At 71.0% G+C, this 21,302-nt stretch carries 16 protein-coding genes; 1 reads left to right on the forward strand and 15 read right to left on the reverse strand.

The window, feature by feature from the left end:
• Positions 1-23: 23 nt before the first annotated feature.
• A complete protein-coding gene (locus tag Q5762_RS06035; protein WP_315890912.1) occupies positions 24-866 on the reverse strand; it encodes a TraR/DksA family transcriptional regulator in 843 nt (280 codons plus the stop codon).
• A 588-nt stretch (positions 867-1,454) separates the two neighbouring features.
• Between Q5762_RS06035 and ileS the strand changes: the two genes are divergently transcribed.
• On the forward strand, positions 1,455-4,586 hold the full coding sequence (gene ileS, locus Q5762_RS06040) for an isoleucine--tRNA ligase (RefSeq protein ID WP_315890913.1): 3,132 nt from the start codon (positions 1,455-1,457) through the stop codon (positions 4,584-4,586).
• A gap of 471 nt (positions 4,587-5,057) precedes the next feature.
• On the opposite strand, the gene Q5762_RS06045 is transcribed toward ileS, so the two are convergent.
• From Q5762_RS06045 to Q5762_RS06110, 14 genes are all read right to left on the reverse strand, one after another.
• The gene (locus Q5762_RS06045; protein ID WP_315890914.1) at positions 5,058-6,218 is read right to left on the reverse strand and encodes a DivIVA domain-containing protein; all 1,161 of its coding nucleotides are present in this window, start codon (positions 6,216-6,218) and stop codon (positions 5,058-5,060) included.
• 55 nt (positions 6,219-6,273) lie between these two features.
• Entirely contained in the window at positions 6,274-6,564 is a 291-nt protein-coding gene (locus Q5762_RS06050; RefSeq protein WP_315890915.1) for a YggT family protein, read from the reverse strand.
• A gap of 77 nt (positions 6,565-6,641) precedes the next feature.
• Entirely contained in the window at positions 6,642-7,262 is a 621-nt protein-coding gene (locus tag Q5762_RS06055; RefSeq protein ID WP_315890916.1) for a cell division protein SepF, read from the reverse strand.
• 126 nt (positions 7,263-7,388) lie between these two features.
• Positions 7,389-8,108 (reverse strand): YggS family pyridoxal phosphate-dependent enzyme, encoded by a 720-nt coding sequence (locus Q5762_RS06060; protein WP_315890917.1) that lies wholly within the window; start codon positions 8,106-8,108, stop codon positions 7,389-7,391.
• The gene (gene pgeF / locus Q5762_RS06065) at positions 8,095-8,883 is read right to left on the reverse strand and encodes a peptidoglycan editing factor PgeF (protein WP_315890918.1); all 789 of its coding nucleotides are present in this window, start codon (positions 8,881-8,883) and stop codon (positions 8,095-8,097) included. Before pgeF ends, Q5762_RS06060 begins: the two co-directional genes overlap by 14 nt.
• Complete coding sequence (ftsZ, locus tag Q5762_RS06070; RefSeq protein WP_315890919.1) at positions 8,880-10,091, reverse strand: cell division protein FtsZ; 1,212 nt, start codon at positions 10,089-10,091, stop codon at positions 8,880-8,882. Before ftsZ ends, pgeF begins: the two co-directional genes overlap by 4 nt.
• Before the next feature lie 279 nt (positions 10,092-10,370).
• Positions 10,371-11,174: an FtsQ-type POTRA domain-containing protein gene (locus Q5762_RS06075; protein ID WP_315890920.1), complete on the reverse strand. Its 804-nt coding sequence runs from the start codon at positions 11,172-11,174 to the stop codon at positions 10,371-10,373.
• Positions 11,175-11,213: 39 nt separating this feature from the next.
• Positions 11,214-12,305: an undecaprenyldiphospho-muramoylpentapeptide beta-N-acetylglucosaminyltransferase gene (murG, locus tag Q5762_RS06080; protein WP_315890921.1), complete on the reverse strand. Its 1,092-nt coding sequence runs from the start codon at positions 12,303-12,305 to the stop codon at positions 11,214-11,216.
• A gap of 6 nt (positions 12,306-12,311) precedes the next feature.
• Positions 12,312-13,652: a putative lipid II flippase FtsW gene (gene ftsW, locus Q5762_RS06085; protein ID WP_315890922.1), complete on the reverse strand. Its 1,341-nt coding sequence runs from the start codon at positions 13,650-13,652 to the stop codon at positions 12,312-12,314.
• Between the two features lie 55 nt (positions 13,653-13,707).
• A complete protein-coding gene (murD, locus tag Q5762_RS06090) occupies positions 13,708-15,135 on the reverse strand; it encodes a UDP-N-acetylmuramoyl-L-alanine--D-glutamate ligase (RefSeq protein ID WP_315890923.1) in 1,428 nt (475 codons plus the stop codon).
• Positions 15,117-16,187 carry a phospho-N-acetylmuramoyl-pentapeptide-transferase gene (gene mraY, locus Q5762_RS06095; RefSeq protein ID WP_315890924.1) on the reverse strand — a complete coding sequence of 357 codons (1,071 nt, stop codon included), beginning with the start codon at positions 16,185-16,187 and terminating at the stop codon, positions 15,117-15,119. The genes murD and mraY overlap by 19 nt, the downstream gene beginning before the upstream one ends.
• Positions 16,184-17,608: a UDP-N-acetylmuramoyl-tripeptide--D-alanyl-D-alanine ligase gene (gene murF, locus Q5762_RS06100; RefSeq protein WP_315890925.1), complete on the reverse strand. Its 1,425-nt coding sequence runs from the start codon at positions 17,606-17,608 to the stop codon at positions 16,184-16,186. The genes mraY and murF overlap by 4 nt, the downstream gene beginning before the upstream one ends.
• 3 nt (positions 17,609-17,611) lie before the next feature.
• Positions 17,612-19,261, reverse strand: coding sequence for a UDP-N-acetylmuramoyl-L-alanyl-D-glutamate--2,6-diaminopimelate ligase (locus tag Q5762_RS06105; protein ID WP_315890926.1), 1,650 nt, complete (start codon positions 19,259-19,261; stop codon positions 17,612-17,614).
• Between the two features lie 16 nt (positions 19,262-19,277).
• A complete protein-coding gene (locus tag Q5762_RS06110) occupies positions 19,278-21,299 on the reverse strand; it encodes a penicillin-binding protein 2 (RefSeq protein WP_315890927.1) in 2,022 nt (673 codons plus the stop codon).
• Between the last annotated feature and the right edge of the window lie 3 nt (positions 21,300-21,302).

The raw sequence follows: 21,302 nt of genomic DNA on the forward strand, positions 1-21,302 counted from the left end.
TACGGCACACCCTTTCGGGGCCGTCAGCCGCGGCGCTCCTGCTTCTGCTTGTCCTCGACGCAGAGCGTGGCCCTCGGGAAAGCCTGCATCCGCGCCTTGCCGATCGGCTTGCCGCACACCTCGCAGAGGCCGTACGTGCCCGCGTCGAGGCGCTCCAGGGCGTGCTCGGACTGCTCCAGCATCTCGCGGGCGTTGGCCGCCAGGGCGAGCTCGTGCTCGCGCGTGATGTTCTTGGTGCCGGTGTCGGCCTGGTCGTCGCCGGCGCCGTCCCCGGAGTCCCGCATGAGGCCGGTCAGCTCCTCCTTGGAGTGCAGCAGCTCCGCACGCAGCCGCAGGACCTCGCTCTCGAGCCCCGCACGGGCCTCGGCGACCTCCTCGGGCGTCCAGGGGTCCTCTCCGGGCCGTACGGCCAGCTCACCGGTACGCGCCTGGGGAACCGCGGCCTCGCTCTCGGCCGTCGTGACGCCACCCGCGGTCTTCTTCGCTGCCACTGTCCCGGCTCCTGTCTGCTCCACGTGCGCCGCGGAAGCGGCCTTCTTCTTGACTGCGGACTTCTTCGCGGCGGCCTTCTTGGCGGCCGGTGCCTTCTTCGCGGCGGCCTTCGTGGGGGCTGCCTTCCTGGCCGCCGTGGCCTTCTTGGTGGCCGGAGCCTTCTCGACCGCCGGGGCCTTCTCGGCGGTCGTCTTCTTGGCGGCCGTCTTCTTGTTCCTGGCGGCCGTCTTCTTGGCGGTCGCCGTCTTGGCAGCTGTCTTGGTGGCAGCCTTCTTCGCGACCGTCGACTTCTTGCCGGTGACGTCCTTGACCGCGCCGGCGGTCGAGGTCTTCCTCGCGGCGGACTTCTTCGCGGCGGTCTTCTTCGCCACCATGTCGCGGCCCCTTCACATTTTGTGATCTCGCTCGCGAATCGTGCTGGGACGATAAATCGGCCCAAGGCCCGCGGCAACGGGGCACGCCGCCGTTCGCACCCGCCCCATGCCGGCGGCAAGGCGAGCTTGCATCCGTTGTGCCCAGCTCCCCGCCCGGTAATCCGCCCCGCGACGGTCCGGCGAGGCCCTGCGAAGTCCGGCCGCGCCCGTATGACCATTCGGGTCACGCCGGACCCCCGGCGGACCACCCCGCAGGCCACCCGGCGGGCCACCGGGAAATCGGTCTGCCGAGGCCCCTCCGGCCCCGTACACTGGGCTCAGCGAAAGGCTTGGATGGGGACGAGTAGCGTCGTACGCAGCCGTGAGCGACCCGGGGACGGTGAGAGCCCGGGGGCGAGCCCGATGTGAAGCATCACCCCGGAGCCGCCGGAAGAAAGCCGTCAGGCGACTAGAACCGGCATCGCGACCCCAATGAGGGGGCCACGGGCAGCACGCCCGGGGTCAAGGAGGGTGGTACCGCGGGAGCCGCACAGCACGGCGCTCTCGTCCCTCCGGACGGAAACGAAGCAGTCCGCCGGAGGAAGATCGATGACGCAGTACCGCCAGGTGCCCGCCCAGGTCGACCTGCCCGCGCTCGAGCACGCCGTGCTCGATTTCTGGCGCGAGAGCAAGGTCTTCGCCAAGACCCTGGAGCAGTCCGAGGGCCACCCCGAGTGGGTGTTCTACGAGGGCCCGCCGACCGCCAACGGCATGCCCGGCGCCCACCACATCGAGGCCCGCGTCTTCAAGGACGTCTTCCCCCGGTTCCGGACCATGCGCGGCTACCACGTGGCCCGTAAGGCCGGCTGGGACTGCCACGGCCTGCCGGTCGAGCTCGCCGTGGAGAAGGAGCTCGGCTTCACCGGCAAGAAGGACATCGAGGAATACGGCATCGCCGCGTTCAACGACAAGTGCCGCGAGTCCGTGACCCGCCACACCGACGCCTTCGCCGAGCTGACGACCCGCATGGGCTACTGGGTCGACCTGGACGACGCGTACCGGACGATGGACCCCGAGTACATCGAGTCGGTCTGGTGGTCGCTCAAGCAGATTTTCGAGAAGGACCTGCTGGTCCAGGACCACCGCGTCGCCCCCTGGTGCCCGCGCTGCGGCACCGGCCTCTCGGACCACGAGCTGGCGCAGGGGTACGAGACGGTCGTCGACCCCTCCGTCTTCGTCCGCTTCCCGCTGACCTCCGGCCCGCTGGCCGGCCAGGCCTCGCTCCTGGTCTGGACGACGACCCCCTGGACCCTGGTGTCCAATACGGCGGTCGCCGCGCACCCCGAGGTCACGTACGTCGTCGCGACCGACGGCGACGAGAAGCTGGTCGTCGCCCAGCCGCTGGTGGAGAAGGCGCTCGGCGAGGGCTGGGTCACCACGGGCGAGTCCTTCACGGGCACCGAGATGGAGCGCTGGACGTACGAGCGTCCCTTCGCCCTCGTGGACTTCCCGGCGGAAGCCCACTACGTGGTGAACGCCGACTACGTGACGACCGAGGACGGTACGGGTCTGGTCCACCAGTCCCCCGCCTTCGGTGAGGACGACCTCAAGGTCTGCCGTGCGTACGGCCTGCCGGTGGTTAACCCGGTCCGCCCCGACGGCACCTTCGAGGAGGACGTGCCGCTGGTGGGCGGCGTCTTCTTCAAGAAGGCCGACGAGGCGCTCACGAAGGACCTGGACGCACGGGGCCTGCTCTTCCGCCACGTCCCGTACGAGCACAGCTACCCGCACTGCTGGCGCTGCCACACGGCGCTGCTCTACTACGCGCAGCCGTCCTGGTACATCCGTACGACCGCGGTGAAGGACCGTCTCCTCGAAGAGAACGAGCAGACGAACTGGTTCCCGGACTCGGTCAAGCACGGCCGCTTCGGCGACTGGCTGAACAACAACATCGACTGGGCGCTCTCCCGCAGCCGCTACTGGGGCACCCCGCTGCCGCTGTGGCGCTGCGAGGACGGCCACCTCACGTGCGTGGGTTCGCGCGCGGAGCTGTCCGAGCTGACGGGCACGGACCAGTCGGAGCTCGACCCGCACCGCCCGTACATCGACGCGGTGACCTTCCCCTGCCCGAGCTGCTCGAAGACGGCGACGCGCGTGCCGGAGGTGATCGACGCCTGGTACGACTCGGGCTCGATGCCGTTCGCGCAGTGGGGCTACCCGCACAAGAACAAGGAACTCTTCGAGTCCCGCTACCCGGCGCAGTTCATCAGCGAGGCGATCGACCAGACGCGCGGCTGGTTCTACACGCTGATGGCGGTCGGCACGCTGGTCTTCGACAAGTCCTCGTACGAGAACGTGGTCTGCCTGGGCCACATCCTCGCCGAGGACGGCCGCAAGATGTCCAAGCACCTGGGCAACACCCTGGAGCCGATCGCGCTGATGGACCAGCACGGCGCGGACGCGGTGCGCTGGTTCATGGCGGCGGGCGGCTCGCCGTGGGCGGCGCGCCGGGTGGGCCACGGCACGATCCAGGAGGTCGTCCGCAAGACCCTCCTCACGTACTGGAACACGGTGGCGTTCCAGGCGCTGTACGCCCGTACGTCGGGCTGGGCGCCGAGCGCGTCGGACCCGGCGCCGGCCGAGCGCCCGGTCCTGGACAAGTGGCTCCTGTCCGAGCTGAACACGCTGGTGTCGGAGGTCACCCAGTCGCTGGAGTCGTACGACACGCAGCGGGCGGGCAAGCTGATCTCGTCGTTCGTCGACGACCTGTCGAACTGGTACGTGCGGCGTTCGCGCCGCCGGTTCTGGCAGGGCGACGCGGCGGCGCTGCGCACCCTCCACGACGTGATCGAGACGGTGACGCGCCTGATGGCGCCGCTGACCCCGTTCATCACGGAGCGGGTGTGGCAGGACCTGGTGGTCCCGGTGACCCCGGGCGCCCCGGAGTCGGTGCATCTGTCGACGTGGCCGGAGCCGGACGCGTCGCTGGTCGACCGGACGCTCTCGTCGCAGATGCTGCTGGTCCGCCGCCTGGTGGAACTGGGCCGGGCGACGCGGGCGGAGTCGGGCGTGAAGACCCGTCAGCCGCTGTCGCGCGCGCTGGTGGGGGCGACGGGCTTCACGGACCTGTCGCCGGAGCTCCAGGCGCAGATCACGGAAGAGCTGAACGTCTCGTCCCTGGCGTCCCTTTCGGAGGTGGGAGGGTCTCTGGTCGACACGACGGCGAAGGCGAACTTCCGCGCGCTGGGCAAGCGTTTCGGCAAGGGCGTCCAGGACGTGGCGAAGGCGGTGGCGTCGGCGGACGCGGCGGCCCTGTCCCTTGCCCTCCGCAACGGCGAGGCGACGCTGGAGGTCAACGGCGAGACGATCACGGTCGGCCCGGAGGAGATCATCATCACGGAGACTCCCCGGGAGGGCTGGTCGGTCGCGTCGGACGCGGGCGCGACGGTCGCCCTCGACCTGGAGATCACTCCGGAGCTCCGCCAGGCGGGCCTGGCGCGTGACGCGATCCGCCTGATCCAGGAGGCCCGCAAGAACAGCGGCCTGGACGTTGCGGACCGCATCGCCCTCCGCTGGACCTCGGAGTCCCCGGAAACGACGGAGGCCCTGACGACCCACGCGACCCTGATCGCGGACGAGGTCCTGTCGACGGACTTCGCATCGAGCCCGGCGGACGACACGTACGGCACCCCGTTCACGGACGAGTCCCTGTCCCTGACGTTCCGCCTCCGCAAGGCGTAACACCACACCGAAAGGCCCGGCACCGCAGACGGTGCCGGGCCTTTCGGTTCCCCACCCCCCAGACTCGGTCCGGGGGGACCCCCGAAACTCTGACGAGCCCGGCGGCTCCGCCCCCGAACCCCCGACGCCGGCGCGGCGGCCGCGAGCGAAGCCCAGCAGGCCGTCGCGGCGCGAAGCGGCTGCCCCGGATGCCCGGCGAAGCCTCGCGGCGCGAAGCTGCCGCGCCCGGGCCGGGGGCGAAGCCCGCGGCCCCCGGGGTTCGGGGGCGGAGCCCCCGCGACCGACCCACCCCCCGGGGTGTTCGGGACGGGGCGGGGTGGGGAAGGAGCCCGCCGCAGGCGCCCCACCCGCACCCGGCCCCCACCCCCCCCGACCGCCCCGCCCACGGCAAAGGGCCGGGCCCCTGGTTTCCCAGGGGCCCGGCCCTTTAGCCTGCCGACGGCTACGCGCTCATCGCGCGAGCTCCCGCCGTCAGTTGTCGTCCTCGTCGATCAGGAAGCCACGCATCGGCGCCGGCGCCTGCTGCATCGGCTGCGGCGCCTGCGGGCGGACCGGAGCCATCGGCTGCGTCATCGCCGGGGACATCTGCTGCTGGCCGCCGTAGGACGGGGCACCACCCATGGACGGCGCGCCGCCCATCGACCCGTTGCCGCCGTACGACGGGGCGCTCGCACCGGCCGAGGCCATCGAGGGCGCCGGCGGCAGCGAAGCCGTGGCCGGCGTCCGCGGCGGGGCCAGCGAGTCGTCCGCCTGGGTCTCCAGCTGACGCAGCTGCGACTCCAGGTACGACTTCAGACGCGTCCGGTACTCACGCTCGAAGCCCCGCAGGTCCTCGACCTTGCGCTCCAGCGTCGCGCGGGCCGACTCCAGCGAGCCCATCGCCACGCGGTGCTTCTCCTGCGCGTCCCGCTCCAGCGCGTCCGCCTTGGCGCGGGCGTCCCGCTCCAGGCCCTCGGCGCGCGAACGCGCCTCGCCGACGATCTTGTTGGCCTCGGAACGGGCCTCCGCGATCGCCTGGTCGGCCGTCTGCTGGGCCAGCGAGAGGACACGCGCGGCGCTGTCGCCACCGGGGCCCTGCTGCGGCTGCTGCATGGGCTGCTGCATCTGCTGCTGCGGGTGCCCCATGGGGCCGCCCATCGGCTGGCCCATCGGGCCACCCTGCATCGGACCGCCCTGCATCGGACCGCCCTGCATCTGGCCGCCCTGCATCGGGCCGCCCTGCATCTGGCCGGGGCCGGGGCCCATCGGGCCACCCTGCATCGGACCGGGGCCGTGGCCACCAGGACCGGCGGGGAGCTGCGGCGCACCGGACGGCAGCTGCGGCGGGCCCATCTGCGGGGGCTGCTGCTGGACCGGCGGTCCGGATATGGCGGCGGGCACCGGGGCGCCGGGACCGACGGGACGATCCTGCTGCTCCGGGGGCTTGCGCATGCCCTGCTGCTGCTGGTTCTGCGCGGCGGCACGCGTCGCCGCGGCCAGCTTGGCGCGCAGGTCCTCGTTCTCGCGGAGCAGGCGGGTCAGTTCGCCTTCGACCTCGTCGAGGAAGGCATCGACCTCGTCCTCGTCATAGCCTTCTCGAAGGCGGACGGTCGTGAACTGCTTGTTCCGCACGTCCTCGGGGGTCAGCGGCATCTCTTCTTCACCTCTACGTAGTCGTCGGCAGTCGGCAAGACCGTATCGTCCACATTCACCTCGCGAAGCTGCTCACGATGGAGATCAGGATGTAGACGATGATCATCAGAACGAAGAAGGACAGGTCGAGTGCCACGCCCCCGAGACGCAGCGGCGGGATGAACCGCCGCAGAAGCTTGAGCGGTGGATCGGTGACAGTGTAGGTGGCCTCCAGAACGACCACCATCGCCTTGCCGGGTTGCCATGAACGCGCGAACTGAAAGACGTAGTCCATGACCAGCCGGAAGATCAGCACGATGAGGAAGCACATCAGCGCGATGTAGATCACTTGTAGTGCGACGCCCATCCCGCGCTTCCCTCTCCCCTGGCTCGTGCTCTCGCTTGTCCGGCCTTGCGGCCGGGCCCGTTCCGGTCTTCGTTGTCTCAGCTCTGGTTGAAGAATCCGCCCTCTGCGATCCGGGCCTTGTCCTCCGCCGTGACATCGACGTTAGCAGGCGACAACAGGAACACCTTCTGCGTCACGCGCTCAATGCTGCCATGGAGCCCGAAGACGAGTCCGGCGGCAAAGTCGACAAGTCGCTTCGCATCGGTGTCGTCCATCTCCGTGAGGTTCATGATCACCGGAGTGCCCTCACGGAAGTGTTCCCCGATGGTACGGGCTTCGTTGTAGGTCCGGGGGTGCAGCGTGGTGATGCGGTACGGCTCCCGCTCGGACACGACCTTGGGCATGATCACCGGTGCGTTCTTCTCCATGCTCGGACGTTCGGGTGTGATGGACGCCACGGGGGCGATTCGTGCCGGACGTCCGCTTTCGACGGATAGCGGGGCGGCGTGAGCGACCGGCTCACGGGGCGCGGGCTGCTGCACCACGCGCACCGGTTCCGCCCGCTCCACCTGACGCGGGGGCTGGTGACGCCGCTCACGCTCGGGTTCCGGTTCCAGCTCGGGTTCGAAGTCGTCGTCGGGGTCGAACCCCCGGCCGTCGTACCCATCGTCCTCCACGAGGCCGAGGTAGACCGCCATCTTGCGCATCGCGCCGGCCATTCTCTGAGTCCTCCGCTCTGTGGTGGATCGGCCTCGTCGCCAAGTGCCCGTGATCCACGCGGTCCGCCCCCGCCGACCGGCGGGAATGACCATATTTTCTGCTGTGGTCCGACTTGCTTCGCGACGTTACCGGAGCCTGGGGCGGACACCCAGTACCGCCGTACCGATGCGCACATGTGTCGCTCCGGCCGCCACGGCGTCCTCAAGGTCCGCGCTCATTCCCGCGGACACCATGTTCGCAGCCGGACGGGTCGTGCGCAGGAGAGTCGACAAATCCATCAGACTGTCGAACGCCGCACGTTGGCGCCCCGCGTAGGGGCCGGCGAGCGGCGCGACGGTCATCAGTCCGTCGAGCCTCAGCCCGGGCGCCGCGTCCACCGCGGCGGCCAACTCCTCGACGCCGTCCGGTGCCACGCCGCCGCGCTCGCCCCGCGCGCCCGACTCGGCGTCGAGGGCGACCTGGACGAGACAGCCCAGCTCGCGCCCGTTCTTCTCCGCCGCCGCCGAGAGGGCGGTGACGAGCTTCAAACGGTCGACCGACTGCACGACATCCGCATAACTCGCCACAGAACGGACCTTGTTGGTCTGCAACTGGCCGACGAAGTGCCAGCGGAGGTCCAGATCCGCGCAGGCGACGGCCTTGGGCGCGGCATCCTGATCACGGTTCTCCGCCACGTCCCGTACGCCGAGTTCGTGCAAGATCCGCACATCGCTCGCCGGATAGGTCTTGGTGACCACGATCAGGGTCACATCCGACCGCTTCCGCCCGGCGGCCGCGCAGGCTGCGGAGATTCGTTCCTCCACCTGCGCCAGGTTCTCGGCGAGTTCCGTCTTACGGTCCCTCATGAGCTCTTCCTGCCGGGGGTCCGGGGGTTTTCCCCCGGGTAGGCACAGCGTCCAACCAGACATATCCCGCGAGTCGCCCTGTGGTGCGATCGCGGCGGTACGAGAAGTGGTCGCCCGACTCGAGAGTGCAGACTTCACTGGCCCGCCGGTCCCGAATCCCCAGCCGCTCCAACTGCGCGTGGACTCCCCCGACGACGTCGACGGCCGGGGTTCCCCAGCTGGTCTCGGCGTACGCGGCCGGTTCGGCCGCGGCCACCTCGGCCCGCATCGCCGCCGGCACCTCGTAACAGCGCCCGCAGACGGCGGGGCCGGTACGGGCGGTGATCCGGGCCGGGTCGGCGCCCAGTTCGATCATGGCCCGCACGGCGGCCGGGACGACCCCGGCGACCATCCCGGGCCGCCCGGCGTGGGCGGCGGCGACGACCCCGGCCACGGGGTCCGCGAGCAGTACGGGGGTGCAGTCGGCGGTCAGGACCGCGAGGGCGAGTCCGCGCCGGGTGGTGACGATCGCGTCGACCTCCGGAACCGGACGGTCGCCCCAGGGTCCGTCGACCACCGCGACATCGGGGCCGTGCACCTGGTTCATCCAGACGACCCGCCCGGGGTCGAGCCCCAGGCCCCCGGCGGCCCGCGCCCGGTTGGTCCGGACGGCCTCGGGGTCGTCCCCCACGGCGCCGCCGAGGTTGAGCTCCTCGTACGGAACGGCGCTCACCCCGCCCCACCTGTCGGTGAAGGCGAAGTGCGCGCCGCTCACGGGTTCGAGCTGCTCTATCACTTCAAGAAGTCCGGAACATCCAGCTCTTCGGCCTGGGTGTCCGGGTACGGGCGGGCCGGCGGGACCACCGGCGGGGTGACCGGCGGCAGCGGGCTCTCGGCCGAGGCGACCGGAGCCGACTCGGCCGGGGCGGACGGCTCGTCGCGCGGGGCAACGGTGCCGAGGCCGCCGAGCGGGCGCTCGGTGGCGCGCGGCGCCGGGGCCGGCTCCTCGCGCTTGGCCGAGGCCGAGCTGAGGATGTTGTCCCGGCGGGTCGGCGGCTGGCCGCCGTCGAAGCCGGCCGCGATGACCGTGACCCGTACCTCGTCGCCCAGGGCGTCGTCGATGACGGCGCCGAAGATGATGTTGGCCTCGGGGTGGGCGGCCTCGCTCACCAGCTGCGCGGCCTCGTTGATCTCGAAGAGACCGAGGTCCGAGCCGCCGGAGATGGAGAGCAGGACGCCCCGGGCGCCGTCGATGGACGCCTCCAGGAGCGGCGAGGAGATCGCCATCTCGGCCGCCGCGACCGCGCGGTCGTCGCCGCGGGCGGAGCCGATGCCCATGAGGGCCGAACCGGCCTCGGACATGACCGACTTGACGTCGGCGAAGTCGAGGTTGATCAGACCGGGGGTGGTGATGAGGTCGGTGATGCCCTGCACACCGCTCAGCAGCACCTGGTCGGCCGACTTGAAGGCGTCGAGCACGGAGACCTGGCGGTCCGAGATCGAGAGCAGCCGGTCGTTCGGGATGACGATGAGGGTGTCGACCTCTTCGCGGAGCTCGGCGATGCCGTCCTCCGCCTGGTTGGCCCGGCGGCGTCCCTCGAAGGTGAACGGCCTCGTGACCACACCGATCGTCAGGGCGCCGAGCGAGCGCGCGATGTTGGCCACGACGGGTGCGCCGCCGGTGCCGGTGCCGCCACCTTCGCCGGCGGTGACGAAGACCATGTCGGCCCCCTTGAGGACCTCCTCGATCTCCTCACGGTGGTCCTCTGCCGCCTTGCGACCGACTGCCGGGTTCGCCCCGGCCCCGAGGCCACGGGTGAGTTCACGGCCGACGTCGAGCTTGACGTCGGCGTCGCTCATCAACAGCGCTTGCGCATCGGTGTTGATCGCGATGAACTCGACGCCCTTGAGACCGACCTCGATCATTCGGTTGATGGCATTGACACCACCGCCGCCGACACCGATGACCTTGATGACTGCGAGGTAGTTCTGCGGTGCTGCCACGTCGAAGGCCTCTCGCCTCGAGTTACGTGTCGCCGCTACGCGTTGGTCTTCGCGCTGCGGCGACTGATGCCGATGGGACGGTCCGAAACGCCGACCCAAACCCTAACGTTGAAGTTTAGGGTTACCAGTGTCTCTGTTCGCTGGACTCTTCCGAACAGGACACTAAGTCGACAAGCGGCGCACGTTCAACGAACACGCCGAACCTCCCGTTTTTCTTTTCACCCTATGTGATCACCCGTAGCGCTGGCCAACCAGGGTGCTGGCCAGCGCGTATGGGCGTCAACTCCCCGACGCGGCGGGCGCGGTAGGGGCGCTTACATCGAAGTGCCCCGCTTTGGGCGTTGCCTTCATCAGAGCGGCGAGGACCCGGGCCTTGACGGCACCGTCCTCACCGCTGCCCCAGAAGACCGTCCGGCCGCCGCTGAGCTCCAGGGTGATGGAGTCGTACGACGCGACCTCGACGACACGAGCGTCCCGGGCGATTTTCTCCGGGAGTTCGCCCGTCACGCCCACCGCCTCCAGGAGCAGCCGGTCCTCGTCGAAGCGGCGCAGGCTCGGCGCGGAGGCGGCGTTCAGGAGGAGTTCCGGTACACCTGCGGGCGCTTCGTCCACGGTGGCGAATCGCGTTCCGCCGGAGTCCACTTCAATGAACTTTCCGCCCTTTTCCACCACCAGAACCGGTTTCCGCTCCGTCACTTTCAGACCGATTCCATGCGGCCAGGACCGAATGACCTCGACCGTGTCGATTCGGGGCAGTTCCCGCACCAGTCGCGCCTCGATGGCGTCCGTGTCGACGGAGACCAGCGGGGAACCGATCGGCACGGCGGCGGCCTCCTCGACCTCACGGGGTGTCAGAACCTGCGTGCCGGAGGTCGTCACCCGTTCCACGCGCAGCCAGGTGGAGCCGTAGAGCGCCCAGATCCCGCCGGCCACGATCAGGACCACGGCGAGCGCGATCAGCAGGAGACGCGGTCCGGGCACCCGGAATACGGGATTCGGGGTGCCCGGACCGGAGGTGGCCCGTTCCGGCGACCCCTTCGGCTCGCGTGTGCCACGCTTCTCCGCTGTCGTCGGTCCGGACACGTCCCCTGCCTCCTGTGCTGTGCGGGTGTGTCCCGCCGCCTACGAGCGCCGCGCGGCGATCGCCTCGTACACCATGCCGACGAGCAGGTCGTCGGCGTCCCGGCGGCCGAACTCGGCGGCGGCGCGGGACATCTCGTACAGCCGGTGCGGGTCGGCCAGTACGGGCAGGACGTTGCCCTGCACCCACTGCGGCGACAGCTCCGCGTCGTCGACGAGCAGCCCGCCGCCCGCCTTGACCACCGGCTGGGCGTTGAGCCGCTGTTCGCCGTTGCCGATCGGCAGCGGGACGTACGCGGCGGGCAGCCCGACGGCGGAGAGCTCGGCGACGGTCATCGCGCCCGCGCGGCAGAGCATCATGTCCGCCGCCGCGTACGCGAGGTCCATCCGGTCCACGTACGGTACCGGGACGTACGGCGGCATCCCGGGCATGTTGTCGACACGCGGCATCTCGTTCTTCGGGCCGACCGCGTGCAGGATCTGGATGCCCGAGCGCTGGAGCACCGGGGCGATCTGCTGGATGACCTCGTTGAGCCGCCGGGCGCCCTGCGATCCACCGGACACCAGCAGCGTCGGCAGGTTCGGGTCGAGGCCGAAGGCGGCGCGCGCCTCGGGCCGGACCCGGGCCCGGTCGAGGGTGGCGATGGTGTGCCGCAGCGGGATACCGATGTAGCGGGAGTTGCGGAGTTTGGAATCCGGGGTGGCGACGGCGACCCCGGCCGCGTACCGCGAGCCGATCTTGTTGGCAAGGCCCGGCCGGGCGTTGGCCTCGTGGACCACGATCGGCACGCCGAGGCGCTTGGCGGCGAGGTAGCCGGGCAGGGCGACGTAGCCGCCGAAGCCGACCACACAGTCCGCCTTGGTGCGCTCCAGGATCTGCTCGGCCGCCTTGATGGTGCCGCGCAGCCGTCCGGGGACGGTGATCAGCTCAGGGGTGGGCTTGCGCGGCAGCGGCACGGCGGGGATGAGCGCCAGCTCGTAGCCCCGTTCGGGCACGAGCCGGGTCTCCAGGCCCTTCTCCGTGCCGAGCGCCGTGATGCCCACGCTCGGGTCCTGCCTGCGCAGGGCGTCCGCGAGGGCGAGCGCGGGCTCGATGTGGCCGGCGGTCCCCCCACCGGCGAGTACGACATGCACCGAAATTCACCGCTCTCCGGACGGACGCTTCTTGACGCGCCGTCGCATCGACTTCCATCTCACCCCGGCCCGCTTGCCCCAGCCGGGGCGGCGCATGGCCAGGGCCGCTTTCGCGGCGGGTTCCTGTCGCGCGAAGGCGATGAGGAGCCCGACGGCGAACATGGTCGGCAGCAGGGCCGACCCCCCGTACGAGAACAGCGGGAGCGGGACACCGGCGATCGGCAGCAGACCGAGCACCGCACCGATGTTGATCACGGCCTGCGCCGTGATCCAGGTGGTCACGCCTCCCGCGGCGTACCTCACGAAGGGGTCCTCCGTGTGTCCGGCCACGCGGATACCCGCATAGCCTAGAGCCGCGAACAGGGCGAGTACCGACAGCGTCCCCGCCAGACCCAGTTCCTCCCCGGTGACGGCGAAGATGAAGTCGGTGTGCGCTTCGGGTAGTTGGCCCCATTTTTCCACACTGGCGCCCAGTCCGGAACCGAACCATCCGCCTGACGCCAGAGCATAGAGCCCGTGGGCGGCCTGCAGGCAGGGGGCACCCTCTCCCCCGGGGTCGGTGGCGCCGATGCAGGCGAACCGCTTCAGCCGGTTGTCGCTGGTCTTGATCAGCAGGAAGCCGATCGCGCCGGCGATCGTGAGCACCCCGACGAAGAGCCTGGTGGGCGCGCCGGCCGTCCACAGCAGCCCGAAGAGGATCGCGGCGAGCACGATGGCCGTGCCCATGTCCCCGCCGAGCATGATGAGGCCGAGCAGCAGGAACGTGCCGGGTACCAGCGGCACCAGCATGTGTTTCCACTGGGTGAGAAGTTTCATGTCCTGTTTGCGGGCCAGCAGGTCGGCGCCCCACAGGATGAGCGCCAGTTTGCCGAATTCGCTGGGCTGGAGCATGAACGGTCCGCCCAGCGAGATCCAGTTCTGGTTTCCGCCGACCGCGCGCCCTATCCCCGGGATCTGGACGAGCACCATCAGGAAGACGGCGCCGACCAGGATCGGGTACGCGAGCGCCCGGTGCAGCTTCACCGGCATCCGGGAGGCGACCAGGAGCAGCGCGGTGCCGAGGATCGCGGCGAAGAACTGCTTGCGGAAGAAGTACGAGGGCACCAGGTCGTAGCGGAGCGCAGTGATCATCGAGGCGCTGTAGACCATCACCAGGCCGAGCATCGTGATGAGCAGCGCGGCGCCGAGGATGACGTAGTACGCGGTCAGCGGCCGGTCCCAGGCCCGCCGGGCCTGCTCGTACATCCGCCGTACGCCGCCGGCGCGGGGTGGCCGGGGCGGCGTGGGAGCCCGGCCCCCGCCGCGGAGGGCGGAGGGCCGGCGGGTCCCGGCGATTCTGCTCGGCATGGGCGCTGTCCCCTCCAGTCGTGCCCGGCGCGGCCGGACCTCCTTGCTGGTCAGGTCAGACGCGCCCGGTGGTGGCGAGGGCGCGGACCGCGTCCGCGAAGGCCTCGCCCCGCTTGTTGTAATTGGCGAACATGTCCATCGAGGCGCAGGCCGGGGCCAGCAGAACCGTGTCGCCCGGCCGGGCGAGCCGGGCCGCCTCGCGGACCGCCTCGGACATCGCCCCAGTGTCGGTCCGGTCGAGGTCCACGACCGGGACCTCGGGGGCGTGTCGCGCCAGGGCTTCGCGGATCAGCGCGCGGTCCGCGCCGATCAGGACGACCCCGCGCAGGCGCTTCGCCGAGGCGGTCACGAGCTCGTCGAAGGTCGCGCCCTTGGCGAGGCCGCCGGCGATCCAGACGATCGGGTCGTAGGCCGCCAACGAGGCTTCCGCGGCGTGGGTGTTGGTGGCCTTGGAGTCGTCGACGAAGACGACGCCCTCGATCTCCTCGACCAGTTCGATGCGGTGCGGGTCGGGCCGGAAGGCCCGCAGTCCGTCCCGTACGGCCTTCGGCTCGACGCCGAAGGCGCGGGCGAGGGCGGCCGCGGCGAGCGCGTTGGCGACGTTGTGCGGGGCCGGCGGGTTCACGTCCGCGACCTCGGCGAGCTCCTGGGCCTGCTTCTGCCGGTTCTCGACGAAGGCCCGGTCGACGAGGATGCCCTCGACGACGCCGAGCTGCGAGGGGCCGGGGGTGCCGAGGGTGAAGCCGATCGCGCGGCAGCCCTCCTCGACGTCGGCCTCGCGGACCAGGTCCTCGGTGGCCTTGTCGGCGACGTTGTAGACGCAGGCGACCTGGTTGCCCTCGTAGATCCGGCCCTTGTCGGCGGCGTACGCCGCCATGGAGCCGTGCCAGTCGAGGTGGTCGGGCGCCAGGTTGAGCACGGCGGCCGAGTGGGCGCGCAGGCTGGGCGCCCAGTGCAGCTGGTAGCTGGAGAGTTCGACGGCGAGGACGTCGTACGTCTCCTCGCCGAGGACGGCGTCGAGGAGCGAGACGCCGATGTTCCCGACGGCGGCGGTCCGCAGCCCCGCGGCCTCCAGGATCGAGGCGAGCATCCGGACGGTCGTCGTCTTGCCGTTGGTGCCGGTCACGGCGAGCCAGGGAGCGGCATCGGGGCCACGCAGGCGCCAGGCGAGCTCGACGTCGCCCCAGACCTCCACGCCCGCCTCGGCGGCGGCCGCGAAGAGCGGCTTGTCGGGCCGCCAGCCGGGGGTGGTGACGACCAGTTCGGTGCCGTCCGGCAGGGTGTCGCCGTCGCCGAGGCGGACGGTGATCCCCTCGGCCCGCAGCTCGTCGGCCTGCGCCCGGGAGCGTTCGTCGTCGCCGTCGTTGACGACGGTCACGACGGCGCCGAGGCCGTGCAGGACCCGGGCGGCCGGGATCCCGGAGACCCCGAGACCCGCGACGGTGACCCTCTTGCCGTTCCAGCTCACTTTTCGGATGCCCATCCCGCGTAGAAGAGGCCCAGGCCCACGATCACGCACATGCCCTGGATGATCCAGAACCGGACGACGACCAGGACTTCCGACCACCCCTTGAGTTCGAAGTGGTGCTGGAGCGGGGCCATCCGGAAGACTCGCTTGCCGGTCATCTTGAACGAGCCGACCTGGATGACCACCGACATGGTGATCAGTACGAACAGGCCGCCGAGCAGGGCGAGCAGCAGCTCGGTACGGGAGCAGATGGCGAGACCGGCGAGCGCGCCGCCGAGGGCCAGCGAACCGGTGTCGCCCATGAAGATCTTGGCCGGCGAGGTGTTCCACCACAGGAAGCCGAAGCAGGCGCCCATGAGGGCGGAGGCGACGACCGCGAGGTCGAGCGGGTCGCGTACCTCGAAGCAGGCGTTGGGGTTGGTCAGGGTCACCGCGTTGGCGCAGGACTCCTGGAACTGCCACAGGCCGATGAAGGTGTACGCGCCGAAGACCATCACCGACGCGCCGGTGGCCAGGCCGTCCAGACCGTCCGTCAGGTTCACGCCGTTGGACATGGCCAGGATCATGAAGAGCGCCCAGACCACGAACAGCACCGGCCCGATGGACCAGCCGAAGTCGGTGATGAAGGAGAGCTTCTCGGAGGCCGGGGTGAGCCCGCGCAGATCCGCGAACTGCAGCGAGAGCACGGCGAAGGCGATGCCGACGATCAGCTGGCCGGCCATCTTCGCCTTGGCCCGCAGACCCAGCGAACGCTGCTTTACGATCTTGATGTAGTCGTCGAGGAAGCCGACCAGACCCATGCCGGCCATCAGGAAGAGGACCAGGACACCCGAGTACGTCGGGTCCTCACCGGTGATGACCTTGGCGAGGGCGTACGCGATGAGCGTGGCCAGGATGAAGGAGATGCCGCCCATGGTGGGCGTGCCCTTCTTCCCGGCGTGGCCGCGCGGGCCGTCGTCGCGGATGAACTGCCCGTACCCCTTGCGGGCAAGGAGTTTGATGAGCAGCGGGGTGCCGATCAGGGTCAGGAAGAGCCCGATGGCCCCCGCGAAGAGGATCTGCCTCATCGGCCCGCGACCTCGCTCTCGGAGTCGAGGAGGGCCAGGGCGACCTGCTCCAGACCGACCGACCTGGAAGCCTTCACAAGGACGACGTCCCCCGGGCGCAGCTCACTGCGCAACAGGTCGACCGCCGCCTGCGCGTCGGACACGTGCACCGACTCCTCACCCCACGAACCCTCGTTATATGCGCCCAGTTGCAGCCAGGACGCTTCCCTGTCCCCGACCGCGACGAGCTTGCTGACGTTGAGCCGGACGGCGAGCCGTCCGACCGCGTCGTGCTCGGCGAGCGATGCGTCTCCGAGCTCGGCCATCTTGCCGAGCACCGCCCACGTGCGGCCCCCCTGGGCCTGTGCGGCCCGGCCCATGGCCGCGAGCGCGCGCAGGGCGGCTCGCATGGACTCGGGATTCGCGTTGTAGGCGTCGTTGACGATCGTCACGCCGTCCGGACGCTCCGTGACCTCCATGCGCCAGCGCGACAGGGTGCCCGCCTCGGAGAGCGCGGTGGCGATCTCCTCCACGGGCATGCCCAGCTCATGGGCGACGGCGGCCGCGGCGAGCGCGTTCGACACGTGGTGCTCACCGTACAGGCGCAAGGTCACGTCACTGCACCCGGTGGGTGTGTGAAGCTTGAAAGAGGGCTGTCCAGCGGCTGTGAGACGGACGTTCTCGGCACGTACGACCGCTTCGTCCGACTCTCCGAACAGCGTCACGCGCGCGTGGGTGCGTTCGGCCATGGCCCGGACGAGCGGGTCGTCGGCGTTGAGGACCGCCACTCCGCCCTGGTCGGCCGGCGGGAGCGCCTCGACGAGTTCGCCCTTCGCCTGGGCGATCTGCTCGCGGCCGCCGAACTCGCCGATGTGGGCGGTGCCGACGTTGAGGACGAGGCCGATGCGCGGCGGGGTCAGTCCGGTGAGGTAGCGGATGTGACCGATGCCGCGGGCGCCCATTTCGAGGACCAGGTGCTGGGTGTCGTCGCTCGCGCGCAGTGCCGTCAGCGGCAGCCCGATCTCGTTGTTGAGCGAGCCGGGCGTCCACACCGTGGGTGCGTGGCGCTGGAGGACCTGGGCGATCAGGTCCTTGGTGGAGGTCTTGCCGGCCGATCCGGTCAGCGCGACGACATCGGTGCCGAGGCGTTCGACGACGGCCCGGGCGAGGGCGCCGAGCGCCGTCTGGACGTCGTCCACGACGATGGCGGGTACGCCGACGGGGCGGGCGGCCAGTACGGCTGCCGCGCCCGCCTCGACGGCGCGGGCCGCGTAGTCGTGGCCGTCGACCTGTTCGCCTGCGAAGGCGGCGAACAGGCTGCCGGGCTTCACCTCACGGGAGTCGATGACGACGGGACCGGTGATCCGGACGGCCGGATCCGGTATGTCGTACGACTGCCCGCCGACGATTTCGGCGATCTCGGCGAGGGAGAGGGCGATCACAACTTATCCCTGACTGTTCTTGAGGCTGCGTTCAATCGCTTCGCGCAGGACCCGGCGGTCGTCGAAGGGGCGGACCACACCGGCGATGTCCTGGCCCTGCTCGTGGCCCTTGCCGGCGACGAGGACGGTGTCGCCGGGCTGCGCGCGGGCCACGGCCGCGGCGACGGCGGCGGCCCGGTCGGCGTCGACCAGGACGTCGCCACGCTCGTGCGCGGGCACCTCGGCGGCGCCCGCGAGCATCGCGGCCAGGATCGCGAGGGGGTCCTCGGAGCGGGGGTTGTCGGAGGTCAGTACGGCGGTGTCGGCGAGGCGCGCCGCGGCGGCGCCCATCGGGCCGCGCTTGGTGGTGTCCCGGTCGCCGCCGCAGCCGATGACGATGTGCACCTTGCCCTCGGTGACCTTGCGCAGCGAGCGCAGGACCGATTCGACGGCGTCCGTCTTGTGCGCGTAGTCGACGACCGCGAGGTACGGCTGGCCCGCGTCGACGCGCTCCAGGCGGCCCGGCACGCCGGGGACGGCGGCGACGCCGTCGGCGGCGGTCTGCGGGTCGATCCCGGCGACGGCCAGGGTGACGATCGCGGCGAGGGTGTTGGCGACGTTGAACGGGCCGGGCAGCGGGGCGGCGGCGGAGATCCGCTCGCCCTGGGGGCCGACGACCGTGAACGTGGAGCCGTGGGAGCCGATCTCGACGGACTCGGCGCGCCAGTCGGCGTCCGGGTGGCCCTCGGCGGAGAAGGAGACGACCGGAACGGTCGCCTCCGCGACCAGCCGGCGGCCGTAGGCGTCGTCGAGGTTCACCACGCCGCGCCTGCTGCGCTCCGGGGTGAAGAGCCGCGCCTTGGCGTGGAAGTAGTCCTCCATGTCGGAGTGGAACTCCATGTGCTCCGGGCTCAGGTTGTTGAAGACGGCGACGTCGAAGACGCAGCCGTCGACCCGGCCGAGCACGAGGGCGTGGCTGGAGACCTCCATGGCGACGGCCTCGACGCCGCGTTCGCGCATGACGGCGAAGAGGGCCTGGAGGTCGGTGGCCTCGGGGGTCGTACGTTCGGACTTGATGCGCTCGTCGCCGATCCGCATCTCGACCGTGCCGATGAGGCCGCTCTTCCGGCCGGCCGCCTTGAGGCCGCCCTCCACCAGGTAGGCGGTGGTGGTCTTGCCGGAGGTGCCGGTGATGCCGATCTGGAGGAGGTCCTCACCCGGCCGGCCGTAGACCTCGGCGGCCAGCTCGCCCATCCGGCCGCGCGGATCCTCCACGACCAGGACCGGCAGGCCGGTCGCGGCGGCGCGTTCGGCGCCCGCCGGGTCGGTCAGGATCGCGGCGGCTCCGAGACCGGCTGCCTGGTCGGCGAAGTCGGCGCCGTGGACCCGGGCGCCGGGGAGGGCCGCGTACACGTCTCCGGGGCGTACCGCCCGCGAATCGTGCGTGATGCCCGTGACGTCCGTGGCGCCTGGCGCCTCGACGCCGAGCCGTGCGGCCAGGTCGCCCAGGGGTGTCGGGCGGGCCTGCTCCGGGCGGGGCGGGGTGGTTCGGTACTGATCAGCGTGTGGCACGGCGGTGAGCGTACCGGGCCCACCCGCCGCGGGGCCAAAAGAGGCCCGGGCGTCGCCGGAGTTCGAATTCCGGTTCCCGGAATCGGGGGTGATCGTGCTCACTGGTACTCCCGGGGTGTCACTCGCTGTCCTTGAAAATGACCGGCAGTCGGGCGGGCTCGCTGCCGGTCGGGGCCACGTGGAGGGTCTTGAGGGCGAACTCCATGACCTCCTTGTAGATGGGGCCGCAGATCTGGCCGCCGAAGTAGCTGCCCTTGGTGGGGTTCTGGATGGCGCAGTAGACCGTGATCTGCGGGTCGTCGGCGGGCGCGAAGCCGGCGAAGGAGGCGGTGTACCCCTTGTAGCGGCCGAGCTCGGGGTCGACGCGGTTGGCGGTGCCGGTCTTGCCCGCGACCCGGTAGCCGGGGATACGGGCCTTGGTGCCGGTGCCCTCCTCGTCGCCGACCACGGACTCCAGCATCTGCGCGAGGGTCTTCGCGGTCTTCTCGCTGACCACCCGGGTCTGCCCGGGCGCGGGCGCGGGGGTGAACCGCCCGTCGGCCCCCTTGGTGCCGCGGACGAGGGTCGGCTCGATCCGTACGCCGCCGTTGGCGATGGTCGAGTAGACCGAGGCGGCCTGCATGGCGTTGACCGAGAGGCCCTGGCCGAAGGGGATCGTGTACTGCTGCGAGGTCGACCAGTCCTGGGGCTTGGCGAGGATGCCCGGGGTCTCGCCGGGGTAGCCGAGCCCGGTGGGGCTGCCGATGCCGAACTTGCGCAGGTACGAGTGGAGGACCCGGTTGGACTCGGCCTGGGTCCTGCCGAGCTGGCCGGTGGCCAGGATGGTGCCGATGTTGCTGGACTTGGCGAGGACCCCGTTGAGGGTCAGGTACCAGGTGGGGTGGTCGATGTCGTCCTTGAAGAGCCGGTCGCCGCGGTGCAGCCGGTTGGGGACGGTGACGTGGGTGTCGGGGGTGGCCGCGCCTTCCTCCAGGACGGCGGCCATGGACATGACCTTGCTGGTGGAGCCGGGCTCGTAGGCGTCCTGGAGGGCCGCGTTGCCCAGCGCGGCGGCGTTGGCCGCGGACAGGTCGTTGGGGTCGAAGCCGGGGGCGTTGGCCATGGCCAGGACCTCGCCGGTCTTCGTGTTCTGCACTATGACGTAGCCGCGGTCGGCCCTGGACTTCCTCACCTGGTCGGTGATGGCCTGCTGGGCGGCCCACTGGATGTCCCGGTCGATGGTCAGCTCGATGTCGACGCCGGGCACGGCCGGCGTGCCCTGGGAGCCCGCGGTGGGCACCTGGCGCCCGCCGGACTCGGCGAACCTGATCTTGCCGTCCTGGCCCGCGAGCTCCTTGTCGAGCTGGGACTCCAGGCCGCCGGCGCCGCGGCCCTCGGCGTTGACGTACCCCAGTATCCCGGCGGCGAGTTCGCCGTTGGGGTACACGCGCTTGGTGCTGGGCTCGCTGAGGATGCCGCCCAGGAGGTTGATCCCGTTGCCGCCCTCGGAGGTCTTGGCCTTCTGGCCGTAGACCTTCTTGAGGTCCTTGATCTGGTTCCAGACCTGGGGGGTCTGCTTGCGGGCGAGCAGCGTGTAGCGGGACTTGGGGGTGCGGAGCTTCTTGGCGAGGTCCGCGGGCTCCTTGCCGAGGAGCGGCGCGAGGAGCGCGGCGGCCTGCTCCGGGGCGTCCGGAACCTTGCTCTCCTCGGGGGTGAAGAGCTTGGGGTCGGCGGTGATGTCGTACGCGTCGACGCTGGCGGCAAGCGCGATCCCCGAGCGGTCGGTGATCTCGCCCCGGTCGGCGGAGAGCGTGTACTCCTGGAAGCGGTGGGCCTCGGCCTTGGCGGCCAGCGTGCCGGCGTCGACGGCCTGGACCTGGAGCAGCCGGATGACGAAGGCCACCATCACGAGGGTCAGGCCGAGGGAGACGAGCCGCAGCCGGGGCTTGGGGCTGCCCAGCCGGATGGTGTGCGCCTTCGGTCGCGCCTGTGGGCGGGGCGCGGGCCTGCGCGGGGCGCCTCCCGAGCGGGCGCCGGCGGACGGGCGGGCTGCGGCGGACGGCCGGGCCGCGGCCGACGGCCGGGGGCGGGCGGGGCGCGCGGGCCGCTCGGAGCGGGCGGGGCCGGGCACGCGGCGGCGCGGGGGCTCCTTGGGGGGCACTGA

The sequence above is a fragment of the Streptomyces sp. P9(2023) genome (assembly GCF_032436795.1).
Lineage (GTDB): Bacteria > Actinomycetota > Actinomycetes > Streptomycetales > Streptomycetaceae > Streptomyces.

What these genes read in the sequence shown, in the direction of transcription:
- ileS (WP_315890913.1), top strand. Translation starts at nt 1,455, where the DNA reads ATGACGCAGTACCGCCAGGTGCCCGCCCAGGTCGACCTGCCCGCGCTC.
- Q5762_RS06050 (WP_315890915.1), bottom strand. Translation starts at nt 6,564, where the DNA reads ATGGGCGTCGCACTACAAGTGATCTACATCGCGCTGATGTGCTTCCTC.
- mraY (WP_315890924.1), bottom strand. Translation starts at nt 16,187, where the DNA reads ATGAGGCAGATCCTCTTCGCGGGGGCCATCGGGCTCTTCCTGACCCTG.
- Q5762_RS06055 (WP_315890916.1), bottom strand. Translation starts at nt 7,262, where the DNA reads ATGGCCGGCGCGATGCGCAAGATGGCGGTCTACCTCGGCCTCGTGGAG.
- ftsW (WP_315890922.1), bottom strand. Translation starts at nt 13,652, where the DNA reads ATGCCGAGCAGAATCGCCGGGACCCGCCGGCCCTCCGCCCTCCGCGGC.
- Q5762_RS06045 (WP_315890914.1), bottom strand. Translation starts at nt 6,218, where the DNA reads ATGCCGCTGACCCCCGAGGACGTGCGGAACAAGCAGTTCACGACCGTC.
- Q5762_RS06060 (WP_315890917.1), bottom strand. Translation starts at nt 8,108, where the DNA reads ATGAGGGACCGTAAGACGGAACTCGCCGAGAACCTGGCGCAGGTGGAG.
- Q5762_RS06035 (WP_315890912.1), bottom strand. Translation starts at nt 866, where the DNA reads ATGGTGGCGAAGAAGACCGCCGCGAAGAAGTCCGCCGCGAGGAAGACC.
- murD (WP_315890923.1), bottom strand. Translation starts at nt 15,135, where the DNA reads ATGGGCATCCGAAAAGTGAGCTGGAACGGCAAGAGGGTCACCGTCGCG.